This window comes from Micromonospora sp. HK10 (assembly GCF_000982955.1).
Classification (GTDB): Bacteria; Actinomycetota; Actinomycetes; order Mycobacteriales; family Micromonosporaceae; genus Micromonospora.
Genome location: NZ_KQ058724.1, coordinates 1 through 11,514, shown reverse-complemented (window position 1 = coordinate 11,514; position 11,514 = coordinate 1). Strand labels below are relative to the sequence as shown.

General features: G+C 72.6%; 8 protein-coding genes. 3 read left to right on the top strand and 5 right to left on the bottom strand.

Going from position 1 to position 11,514, the window contains the following annotated elements; genetic code table 11:
* Nucleotides 1-101: 101 nt before the first annotated feature.
* Nucleotides 102-5,597 (bottom strand): pullulanase-type alpha-1,6-glucosidase, encoded by a 5,496-nt coding sequence (pulA, locus tag LQ51_RS07365; RefSeq protein WP_046563930.1) that lies wholly within the window; start codon nucleotides 5,595-5,597, stop codon nucleotides 102-104.
* A gap of 160 nt (nucleotides 5,598-5,757) precedes the next feature.
* Nucleotides 5,758-6,456: a cellulose binding domain-containing protein gene (locus LQ51_RS07360; protein ID WP_046563929.1), complete on the bottom strand. Its 699-nt coding sequence runs from the start codon at nucleotides 6,454-6,456 to the stop codon at nucleotides 5,758-5,760.
* A gap of 601 nt (nucleotides 6,457-7,057) precedes the next feature.
* Here LQ51_RS07360 and LQ51_RS07355 point away from each other — a divergent pair.
* The gene (locus LQ51_RS07355) at nucleotides 7,058-7,657 is read left to right on the top strand and encodes a GNAT family N-acetyltransferase (RefSeq protein WP_046563928.1); all 600 of its coding nucleotides are present in this window, start codon (nucleotides 7,058-7,060) and stop codon (nucleotides 7,655-7,657) included.
* A gap of 30 nt (nucleotides 7,658-7,687) precedes the next feature.
* Here the strand turns inward: LQ51_RS07355 and LQ51_RS07350 are convergent, their stop codons facing one another.
* The gene (locus LQ51_RS07350) at nucleotides 7,688-8,341 is read right to left on the bottom strand and encodes a GOLPH3/VPS74 family protein (RefSeq protein ID WP_046563927.1); all 654 of its coding nucleotides are present in this window, start codon (nucleotides 8,339-8,341) and stop codon (nucleotides 7,688-7,690) included.
* 193 nt (nucleotides 8,342-8,534) lie between these two features.
* On the opposite strand from LQ51_RS07350, the gene LQ51_RS07345 reads away from it, so the two are divergent.
* Nucleotides 8,535-10,046: an APC family permease gene (locus LQ51_RS07345; protein WP_046563926.1), complete on the top strand. Its 1,512-nt coding sequence runs from the start codon at nucleotides 8,535-8,537 to the stop codon at nucleotides 10,044-10,046.
* Nucleotides 10,047-10,098: 52 nt separating this feature from the next.
* On the opposite strand, the gene LQ51_RS07340 is transcribed toward LQ51_RS07345, so the two are convergent.
* Nucleotides 10,099-10,491 (bottom strand): hypothetical protein, encoded by a 393-nt coding sequence (locus LQ51_RS07340; RefSeq protein WP_046563931.1) that lies wholly within the window; start codon nucleotides 10,489-10,491, stop codon nucleotides 10,099-10,101.
* A gap of 40 nt (nucleotides 10,492-10,531) precedes the next feature.
* A complete protein-coding gene (locus LQ51_RS07335; protein WP_046563925.1) occupies nucleotides 10,532-11,230 on the bottom strand; it encodes a hypothetical protein in 699 nt (232 codons plus the stop codon).
* Between the two features lie 31 nt (nucleotides 11,231-11,261).
* On the opposite strand from LQ51_RS07335, the gene LQ51_RS07330 reads away from it, so the two are divergent.
* Nucleotides 11,262-11,441 carry a hypothetical protein gene (locus tag LQ51_RS07330; protein WP_197087556.1) on the top strand — a complete coding sequence of 60 codons (180 nt, stop codon included), beginning with the start codon at nucleotides 11,262-11,264 and terminating at the stop codon, nucleotides 11,439-11,441.
* The last annotated feature ends 73 nt before the right edge of the window (nucleotides 11,442-11,514 follow it).

Here is an 11,514-nt window from a genome sequence, read left to right as displayed (position 1 = left end):
GTCAAGGACTGCTTCAACTGACGGACGTACCGCCGCGCGACCGCGCAACGGTCCGGCCCCCTGCCACCTGACGGTGGCAGGGGGCCGGACCCCGTTCGGCGTCAGCTCCGCACGAAGACCGCCACGCTGCGCGGCGGCACGGTGAACGTGCCGCCGACCCGGTCGAACGAGGCGGTCCGGAGCGCCGGATCGGCGGAGTCGCGCAGCACCGGGTGCAGCGCCACGTTCGCGCCGCGCAGGCCGGCCACCGTCTGCTTCGCCGTCGCCGGGGTGGCGTTGAAGACCACGGTCACCGACTTCCACGACCCGCCCAGCCCGTGGGCGTCCAGGGTCATGGTGAGCACGCCCGGGGTCTCCCGGTCACCGGAGAGCGGAAAGGCGACCCGCTGCTGCACCTGGTCGGCGCTGGCCAGCCCGAACACCGGCGAGGACCGGCGGATCTCCAGCAGTTCCGCGTACCGGGCGTCGGCCAGGTCGATCGCCGCGCAGTCGGGCACCAGGGCCGGGTCGGCCAGCAGCGGCTTCGCGTACGGCCACTTGTCCTTGTTGTCCTGCTCCGGCGGGAGGCCGGCGCCGAAGCCGTTGCCCTCGGCGCAGTCCCAGCGGATCTGGTTGAACCAGTCCCCGGAGTTGTAGGAGTTGCGGTCCAGCGACTTGGAGCGCAGCCGCTCCGAGCCGGCCGTGACGAACCCGGTGCCCTGCCCCAGCACCACCGTGCCCAGCGCGAGCACCTGCATCCGGGCCCGGTCCCGGGCCGACGTGCCCTGCGGCAGCTTGTACGCCAGCGCGTCGTACAGGATCTCGTTGTCGTGCGCGTCGACGTAGGTGACCGCCTCCCCGGGCGCGGCGGTGTAGCCGGCCGGCGAGCCGTTGTAGTCGACCTGGGCGCCGGTGACCTGCCGGCCCGAGGAGTCGGTGAAACGGTAGTCCCGCAGGTTCCCGGTCAACCCCACCTTGATCAGATCCTGCTGGTGCAGCAGCCGGGCCCGCTGCTCGGCGGCGGAGCCGTTGGCGCCATCGCCGTTCGGGTCGGTGAACAGCCCGGACGCGAAGCCCTGCAGCCGCGGGTTGCCGTCGAACGGTCCGCCGCCACGCACCGCGTCGCGGAGCCGGTCGTTGAACGTGCCGATCCCGGTGCCGGCCATGTTGGCCTGGGTGGCCTGCACGAACCGGGCGTCGTCGGCGACCTCACCGAAGTTCCAGCCCTCGCCGTAGAGCAGGATCTTCTTCCCGTCCACCCCGTCGCGGGCGACGGTGAGCCGGTCCAGCGCGGCCCGGACAGCCAGAATGTTCGCCTTCGGGTGGTGGCCCATCAGGTCGAACCGGAAGCCGTCCACCTTGTACTGCCTGGCCCAGGTGACCAGGGAGTCGACCACGAGCTTGCCCATCATGGCGTGCTCGGGGGCGGTGTTGGCGCAGCAGGTCGAGTTCGCGACCGTGCCGTCCGCCAGCAACCGCTGGTAGTAGCCCGGCACGATCTGGTCGAGCACCGACTTGGGGTCGGTCCCCGCCGCCGAGGTGTGGTTGTAGACCACGTCCATCACCACGCGCAGGCCGGCCCGGTTGACGCCGGCGACCATCTGCCGGAACTCGGTGGTCCGCTTCGCCCCGGCCGGGTCGACGGCGTAGCCGCCCTCCGGCACCGTGTAGTGCAGCGGGTCGTACCCCCAGTTGTAGCCGTCGGCGTCGGCGACCGCCGCCACGCACTTCTGCTGCTGGTCGGAGTCCGGCGGCAGGGCGGCCAGGTCGCAGGCCGGCTGTTTCTGGTCGGCCCGCCGCTCGGGGATGGTGGCGAAGTCGAACGCCGGCAGCAGGTGCAGGTAGTTCACGCCGGCGTCGCCGAGCGCCTTCAGGTGCTTCATGCCGGCGGTGTCCGGGTCGGTGAAGGCCAGGTAGGTGCCGCGCCGCTCGGCCGGCACGGTCCGGTCGGCGATGGAGAAGTCCCGCACCGACAGCTCGGAGATCTGCGCCTTGGCCGCCGGCACCGCCTCCGGCTTGCGCAGGTTCGCCCAGCCGGCGGGCGCGAGCGCCGGGTCGGTCAGGTCGACGAGCTGGCTGTGCGTCGAGTCGGGGGCCAGCGCCACCGAGTACGGGTCGGTGACCGAGGCGGTGACCATCTTCTGCACCGCCGGCTGCCAGGCCTCGACCTGGTAGCGGTAGTACCTGCCGGTCCAGGCCCGGCTGCCGCGCACCGACCAGACGCCGGTGCGGTCGTCGCGGCGCATCGCCACCGTCTTCGCCGGCGCGGTGGGCGAGTCGTAGAGCTGGAGGGAGACCGCGCGGGCGGTCGGCGCCCAGACGGCCAGGGTGGGCACGCCGCCGGTGAAGGTCGGCCCGAGCCGCGCGTCGGTCGCGCCCCGGTAGACGTCGTCGAGCACGCCCGGAATCTGCACCCCGGTGGCGGCGAGCAGGTGCCCCTGCGCGTCCCGCTCGGTCACCACGAGCTGGCCGCGCAGCGCCGCCGGCACCTTGGCCAGGTCGGCCCGGTCCAGCGTGACCGCCCGGTAGGCCCAGAGCTGGGGGTACGCCTGTCGCTGCGCCTCGGTGAGCCCGTTGCGCCCCGCCGTCAGCGGCAGGGTGGCGTACGTCCCGGTCAGCTCGCCGTCGGCCACGCCCAGCCCGCCGGCCGGGGCCGCCACCAGGGCGTACCGCTTGCCGTCGGTGGGGCCGGTCTGCCAGGCGATGGTGGACCGGTCGATCCACTGCGCCTTCTGCTTGCCGATGTCGAGGTCCTTGGCGACGCCGGAGGTGGCCGGTGGGAGCAGCCGGCCCTTGACTCCGGCCAGCAACCAGACCTCGTGGCCGGCGGTGGCGAAATCGAGCCGCTGGTCGTCCGGCTGGTCCTTGGTGTCGCCGTTGTGCACGATGTAGTTCAGCCCGGTGGCGCCGGCCGCGAGGGGCACCCGGAACACCGCCCCGTACGCGTCGATCTTCTCCGGTTTGAGCGGGCTGCTCCAGTCGGTGGGGTTGGCCGCGCCGTCCCAGAGGTGCAGACCCCAGCCGTCGTAGTTCCCGTCGGCCTTGCGCCAGTGGATGACCGCGCTGCCCTGGTCGGCCGGCGGGTCGGGCTCGCCGGTGGCCGCCTCCCGGGTCGGGTAGAGCGTCGGATCCCCCTGCTTGACCCAGACCTCGCCGGTCTGTGTCACGTCGATGGTGCGGTCGTTCGCGACGTCCTTGGTGCCGTCGGAGTCGACCACCAGGAAGCCGACCGACGTCGCTCCCGGCTTCAGCTTGACCCAGGCGAACCGGCCGTAGGAGTCCTCACCGGCGAACGGCTGCCCCTTCGGCCAGTCGGTCTGGTAGGCCGGGTCGATGTCGCCCCAGGCGTAGAGGCCCCAGTCGGCGTACCCGCCGGTGGGGCGCTGGTAGTGCACGACGGCCCAGTCCCGCGACGCGCCCTGCACGGGGGTGCCGACCACCCCGGTGGACCGGGTGCTGGCGACGCGGCCCTTGCCGTCGCGGACCACGGCCTTGTACTCGACCTTCGTCCCGCCGGCCAGGCCGGCCAGGTCGTGGTGGACGGTGTACGGGGCCCGGTGCGCGCTGCCCAGCAGGGTCCACTTCCCGCCGGGTACCCGGGCGGCGAAGGTGACCGTGGCGAGGGGGTCGCCGGTGACCTGCGCGGTCACGGAGGCGGTGGTGGCGACCGGGGTTTCGCCCGGCTCGGTGAGGGTGATCGTCGGGGCCGAGCCGGCCGGCGGGATGGCCCGGTCGGCCTTGAGCACCACGGCCGACATGGCCGGCACGGTGACGGTCAGCTTGCCGTCGCCGGCCGCCGTCGCGTTCGCCGCGCCGCCGTAGATGCCGGTGAAGCGCGCGCCGGCCGACCAGGTGTCCACCGTGACAGTCTGCGGGCTGGCGGCGTTGTTCACCGCTGCCACGTACTCGACCCGCTCGGCCGGCTGGACCCGGGAGAAGGCGAAGACGCCGGGACCGTCGGCGGCGTACCGGGTGACCTGGATGCCGTCGCGCAGCGCCGGGTGGGCCTGCCGCAGCCGGCCCAGCTCCGCGATGGTCCGGTACAGCGGGTGGCCGGTGTCGTACTGGTCGGCGGCGTGGGTGCGGGTGGTGCCGATCAGGTCGTCGTCGAGGTAGTCCGCGGTCTTCGAGGCGAACATGTCCTGCCGGGCGTCCTTGTCGCCGCCGGGGCCGGTGAAGCCCTGCTCGTCGCCGGAGTAGACGACGGGCTGGCCGCGGGTGAGGAACATCAGCTGGTGAGCGAGCTGGTCGCGGCGCAGCTGGGCGGCGTCGTCCCCGCCGGTGGCCGCGATGAAGGAGCCGATCCGGCCCATGTCGTGGTTGCCGAGGAAGGTGGTGAGCCGGTTGGCGTCGGTGTTCCGCGCGGCGTACAGGTCGTCCCTGGCGTACACGTCGGCGAGCGCCTTGGCGGAGCCGTCGGCGGCGGCGTAGCCCCGGGCGGCCTCCTGGAAGGAGAAGTCCAGGGTGGCCGGCAGCCCACCGCGCCGCACGTACGTCGACTCGATCTCCTGGTCGGCGCTGTAGACCTCGCCGAACATGAAGAAGTCCGGCTTGCCGGCCCGGGCGGCGGCGGTGTTGATGCCGCGGGTGAACTGCGGCCAGAAGTCGAGGTTGGTGTGCTTGACGGTGTCCAGCCGGAAACCGTCGACGCCGGCCTTGCCGATCCACTGCGCGTAGATGTCGGTCATGCCGCGGACCACCTCGGGGCGCTCGGTCCAGAGGTCGTCCAGCCCGAAGAAGTCGCCGTACTCGCTGTTCTCCCCGGCGAAGGTGGAGTCGCCCCGGTTGTGGTACATGGTCGGGTCGTTGAGCCACGCCGGGACCTTGGCCTTCGCGTCGGCCGGGCTGGCGAAGGTCGGGGTGTACGGGAACGACCCGGCGCCGACCCGCGGGAAGTCCCGGGTGCCGTCGGCGTAGTTGCGGTCCTCGAAGGCCCGGCCCTGCGCGTCGGTGTAGGGCGCGGTCTTCTTGTCGACGTAGCCGTACCTGTCCTCGGCGTAGCGGATCACGTCGGCGGTGTGGTTGACGATGATGTCGAGGTAGACCTTGATGCCGCGCCGGTGCGCGAGGTCGACCAGCTTCTTCAGCTCGGCGTTGGTGCCGAAGTGCGGGTCGACCTGGGTGAAGTCGGTGATCCAGTAACCGTGGTAGCCGGCCGAGACGTCGGCGCCGGTGCCCTGCACGGGCCGGTTCTTGAAGATCGGGGCGAGCCAGATGGCGGTGCTGCCGAGGCCCTGGATGTAGTCCAGCTTGTCGATGAGGCCCTTGAGGTCGCCGCCGTGGTAGAAGCCCTTGTCCGTCGGGTCCAGGCCGGTGGCGAGCCGGTCGCCGGTCAGGCCGCCGGTGTCGTTGCGCCGGTCGCCGTTGGCGAACCGGTCCGGCAGGACGAAGTAGAACTGCTCGGCCTTCGCGTCGTCGTTGCCGGCCCTGAGCAACGTCTCGGCGGACGGCTCGGTGCGCCACTGGGGCGCTCCGGCGGCGGCCAGCACGTCGGGGGTGGCGGGTAGGTCGCCGTCGGCACTCAGCTGGTGGACGGCCACCGGCACGCCGACGAGGGTGAGCACCAGGGAGAAGACCAGGGCAAGCAGGGCCTTGCGGGATATCGGCGGGGGTGTCATCGACGGCCTTTCTCTGGTCGCTGATTGGCCCGCACGCTAGCCCTTGCCGAAACATTCTGCAATACCTTGCAAACCATGTCGCAACAAAGCAGCAACCTTGCGAAAGCGAGGCATGGACACCCCCGGGCCGACCGCGGTCCCGCCGACGGCGGTCGATGCGTCAGCCGGCGGTGCAGGGCACCCCGTCGACGGTGCAACTGACCGGCCGGGTGGTGCCGGTGTTCTCGGCGTGGAAACGCAGCCGCACCACCTCGCCCGGCCTCAGGTCCACGCCGCTGCGATAGGTGAAGACGCCGTCCACGACCGTGCCGGTCCCCTGCTCGGCACTCTCCACCCAGGACGTGGTGATCCGTCCGCGTGGGAAGGACAGCCGGACCGTCCAGCCCTGGGCGGCGCCGGCGGTGTTGGTGAGCCGCACCTGGCCGATGAAGCCACCGTCGAAGCTGGTCACCACCCCGTACCGCCCGATAACCGGGGAGGACCCGGCCGGCGAGGCCGCCGAGGCCGGCGGTGGGGTGGCGGACCTCGACGGGACCGCCCGGCCGCCGCCGGCGGTCCGGGTGGCCGACCCGCTCGGAGTCGGCCGGCCGGAGAGCACCGTCGACCGGGGAGACACCCGGGGCGCCACCGGAGCCGCGGCGGAGGTCGGCGGCGCCGACGCCGTGGTGGCCGTCAGGGCGGGCAGCGTCATCCGCCCGTCCGGCGGCGGCGCATCGGCGTACGGACGCCGGCTCCGGGTCGCGCCCAGCGCGACGAGCAGCAGCACCACCATGACGAGCACGCCGATCGAGACCACGATCCAGGGCGACGACGCGATGGCGGCGCCGGCCGACGGGCGGGCACGACGCGTGCGGGACATGATCCTCTCCTGTTCCGTGGGTGAGCGTAGCGATCGGGGAACGGTGCCGGACAGCACGGGTCACCAGCCCGGCGCCGGGGTCAGCCGATGACGCAGTCCGCCCCGTTCACCGTGCACCGGCCGGGCCGGGCCGGTCACCGGTGCCGGTACGGCCGAAGTGCAGCTGCACCGTGGCGCTCTCCCCGGCCGGCAGCGGGCCGGTGCCGCGCACCACGAACGCCCCGCCCCCCTGGGCACTGACCGACAGGCCCGAGGCGCGCCGCCGGTACGCCGGACGGCCGGACCAGCCCGCCGCTCATCAGAGGCCCCTCTCCTGGTTGACGAAGCGCCAGCGTAGCCAGGGTGCGCCGACACACACAGGCCAGCCGGAGCGTTCCGGCCGTCCGGGCAGCCGAGACGCGCAGAACGGTTGATCAGGCCTGGCGGATCGGGCTCCACCCGCCCCGGCCCGCCGCAGCGGTCCGCACGCGACTCGTCACCGCACGCGGCGGGTTGCACGACGGGTGTCCCGTCCGGGGTCTGCCGCGCGCCGGGGCCGCCTGGTAGGTTGCACGCCGATCGATGACCACAATGGCCGGTGCGGCCGGCGGGACGGTGTCCAGTGACTGAGTGGCAGGGCAGTATCCGGCAGGCGTCCACCGCGGACGCCGCCGTCGTGACCGGTGTTCTCGCCGATGCGTTCATGCGCGACCCGGTGAGCGGCTGGATCTTCCCGGCGGACGATCACCGGGCGCGGGTCCACCCCGCGTTCTTCGGGCCGTTCGTCGCCTTGGCCCTGCGGACCGGCGAGGTCCACATCGCCGGTGACGGCGTGGGCGTGACGCTCTGGCTGCCGGTCGGCGAAGACCACGGCGCCGACGACGGCGGCGAGTTCGCCGAGCTGGAGGCCGCGCTCGGCCCGGAGTCGATGAAGCGGTTCGGCGTCCTCGACGAGCTGATGGCCGCCAACCACCCGGGCGAGCCGCACTGGTACCTGCCGTTCATCGCGGTGCGCCCGGAGCACCACGGCAAGGGCGTCGGCTCGGCGCTGCTGCGCGACAAGCTGGCAGAGCTGGACCGGGCGGGCACCGCCGCATACCTGGAGGCCAGCTCGCCGCGCAACGCCGCCCTGTACGAGCGGCTCGGGTTCCGTCGTCGCCCCGCCACCCTCGACCTGCCGGGCGGGCCCAGCCTCTACCCCATGTGGCGCGACCCCGCCTGAGAATGTGTGGTGACAGCTGGACGCCGGCCGTCACCGGCGCACTGTCGTGGTGCTCACGTCGAGCGCGCCGATCACCGCGCCGAGCAGCCCGTCGAGTTGCGCCGGCAGCATCCGGCGGCACTCGTGCACCCGGTTGCCGACCTGCGGGTCGATGACGTGCGTGGCGAGCCCGACCGCCTCGGCGAGGCTCGCCAGCAGCAGGGTGCCCGGGTCCAGCTCAGTCACGGGGGAATGCATCAGCATGGCGGTCAGCCGTACCCGCGGCGAGGCCGCCTGGTTCGGGTCGACGGCGGGCCAGCGGACGGCCCGTCCGATCAGCTTGCCCTGCTCCCGGCGCAGCACGCCGGCGCTGACCAGCCGCGTGCCGACCCGCTCGTTGATGTTGAGCTGGGTTCGCAGGTAGCGGATCCACAACCGGGCCGGATGGGCGCCCCCGCGGCGCAGGATCTCGGTGATCAGCAGGTCGGTCAGCGGCTCCTGCCACAGCCGCGGGTCGACGGCGGCGATGCCACCGGCGTCCAGCACGATCCGGCCCTCGAACATCAGCTCGGCGAGCGCGGCGCCGGCGAGCCCGCACTCCAGCCGGTCCACGGCGACGTGGGGCTTGCCGGTGAACTCGTCATGGCCGATCAGGAACAGTGCGTCGGCAAGCCGGTACGTGGCTGGTGCTCCGGGATAGGTCATGGTCCATCCTCGAACGGTGGCCGTGATCGTCGACACGGGACGGTACGGCATGACCACGCACAGCTCAATTCCCGGTCGGTCAGGCGCACCCCAAATCGATATCGAAGTGGGGTTGTGACGATCCGTGATCACCAATACCCTGCTTCCGTTCCTTCCGAAGTAGACACTCTCCTCCCCTCCCCCTGGAGAAGCCTTGTCCTCCGATCCGTTCTTCTCCGACGGTGGGCTGCGCCGTGGCCGTCTCGGCACCGCTCACCTCGTCTTCTTCACCGTCGCCGCGTCGGCGCCGCTGACCGTTCTCGGCGGTGGCGTCACGACCATGTACGCCGTCAGCGGCAATGTCGGCGCCGCCCTCGGCTTCGTGCTGATCGCGGCCGTGCTCGCCGTCTTCGCCACCGGATACGCCGCCATGAGCCGGTACGTCGCCAACGCCGGCGCGTTCTACGCGTACATTGCCAACGGCCTCGGCCGGGCCGGCGGGGTGGCCGGCTCGGCGGTCGCGCTGACCGCGTACAACGCCATCCAGATCGGCCTCTACGGCCTGCTCGGGGCGATCGTGTCCGACTTCATGTCGGCCAAGGCCGGGATCACCCTCGACTGGTGGATCTGGGCGCTGCTGGCCTGGGTCTTCATCGGCTTGCTCGGCATCCTGCGCGTCGACCTGAACGCCAGCGTGCTGGCCGTGCTGCTCGTCCTCGAGTGCGTGGTGGTGCTGATCTTCGACCTGGTCGCCTTCGCCCACCCGGCCGACAACACCGTCACCGCGGCCGGCATCAGCCCTGGTCACCTGTTCGGGGTCGGCTTCGGGGCCGTACTCGCCTTCACCATCGCCTGTTTCACCGGCTTCGAGAGCGGCGCCATCTACAGCGAGGAGGTGAAGGACCCCCGGCGCACCGTGGCCCGGGCCACCTACATCGCGGTGGCGTTCACCGGCCTGTTCTACGCCTTCTCCGCGTGGGCGCTGACCGTGCTGACCGGTCCCGAGAACACGCCGCAGGCCAGCGCCGAGGCCGGACCAGGCGTGATCTTCGGCGCCCTGGACCAGTACACCGGCGCCGTCGTCGCGGACATCGCCAACGTACTGTTCATCACCAGCGTGCTGGCCGCCCTGCTGTCGTTCCACAACGGCGTGGCGCGCTACCTGTTCGCCCTGGGCCGGGAGAACGTCCTCCCCCGCTTCCTCGGCGCCACGTCCAGCCGCAGCGGCGCCCCGGTTGCCGGCTCCCTGGTCCAGAGCATCCTGGCGGTGGTCGTGTTCCTGGCGTTCGCCATGACCGGCCGGGACCCGGTCATCGACCTGTTCACCTGGCTGTCCGGCGCGGCCGCCGTCGGCGTCGTGCTGCTGATGACGCTCACCTCGGCCGCCGTCGTGGGCTTCTTCCGCGGCCGCCGCGGACCGGAGACGATCTGGCAGCGGGTCATCGCCCCGGTGCTCGGCACCCTCCTGCTCGCCGCCGTACTGCTGGTGCTGCTGTTCAACTTCGACGCGCTGCTCGCGCCCGACACCGAGAGCTACCTGAGGTGGCTGCTGCCGGCGATCCCGGTGGTGGCCGGCCTGCTCGGCCTGATCTGGGGCGGCGTGCTGCGGTCGAGCCGGCCGGAGACCTACCGCCGGATCGGCCAGGTGGAGGAGGAGGGCCTGCACGAGCCCGGCCTGCACGCGGCCCCCGCGGTCGACCAGTGGGCCGGAAGCCACCACCGCTGACCCACCCGTACGCTGCGGCGGCCGGCCCGCGTGGCCGGCCGCCGCAGCGGCGTCATCCGGCGGTACGGATCACGGTGCAGATGGCCGGGCCGTCGTCGGTGGCCCGGAGCAGATAGCGATAGCTCTCCCCGGGCACCGCCCGGCCCTGGCTGTCCAGGAACTCCCAGCGCACCGCCACCTCGGTGAGCAGCGCGGAGAGCTGTTGCACGTCCTCGATCTGCGCGTGCGCCGCCACCAACTCGCGCTCCTGGTAGTCGGGCGCCGCGCCGACGAAACTGAGCGCCACGGCCGCCGGCGAGGTGAACGAGAAGCTGTACGTGTCGGCGACCACCATCCCCGGCAGCGCGTAACAGCCGGCGATGGCGGGCACGTCGGCGCTGGTCAGCGCCACGCCGTACCGGTCGAAGAAGTCGGTCAGCGCGTCCAGGTCCGTCGAAGCCGTCACGAGGCTCACCATTACCGGTGGGCGGTGCCGGCAAACCTGGTCAGCGCGGCGGGATCCGTACCTCGATCTCCGCGCCGAGCTGGGCGCCCCCGGTCAGGTCCAGGTCGTCGCCGCTCCAGAACCGGCCCGGGTCGTACCAGTTGGGCCGCCGGCCGGCGGGCAGCAACCCCATCGCCTCGTAGGTCACCGCGACCACCTCGGCGCAGTAGGCCGTCTCCAACGCCCGGTCGCGCACCGGCACCACCCGGTCCGCACCCGACCGATCCCCCTCGGCCGGCGCGCCACGGTCCGCACCGGACCAGCCCCGGCGGCGCAGCTCCGGCACCCGGCCCCGGGCCCAGCGCCAGGCGAGCTGGGCGGTGGACGGGAACGGCGTGCCGTCGAGGCGGGCCACCGTGCGCAGCACGGCCTCCTCCATGGCCGGGTCGGCCGGCGGGTCGAGCTGACGCAGCCAGGCCCGCTGGCCGTACCGGTTGGCCCAGACGCAGACCGCGTCCCGCAGGTCATGCAGCTGCACGCCACGCTGGTGGCTGCCGGTCCACATGTCCGGCAGCGAGCGGCCCAGCTCCGCGTGCCACATCAGCGGCGGCATGTCGTCCAGCACCACTGCCATACCCACATGGTTCACCGGGCTGTTGGTGGTGAACTGGATGGCCCGGTCGGGCATGCTGCGCCCCCGGAACACCCACAGGTCGCCGGTGCGGGTCAGCTCCACGGCCTCGTCCAGGCTGATGCTCATGAAGGACTACCCTAGGCCGATGCGGCAACGGATGCGTTGGTGGAAGGTGCTCGGATTGGCCGGTCTCGCCGGCGTCGCGGCGACCGGCGTCGTCGTGGCCCGGGCCGAGCGGCGGCGGCGGGCGTACACCCCGGAAGAGATCCGGGACCGGTTGCGCGAGCGGCACGCGAAGGCCGCCGGAGCCGGGAGCTCCGCCGCCGACGGGCGCTGATCGCCGCGCGGCCGCCGCACCGCCGCCGGGTCAGCGCGCGGTGGGCGGCGGCAGCGCGCGGTGGGCGGCGTCA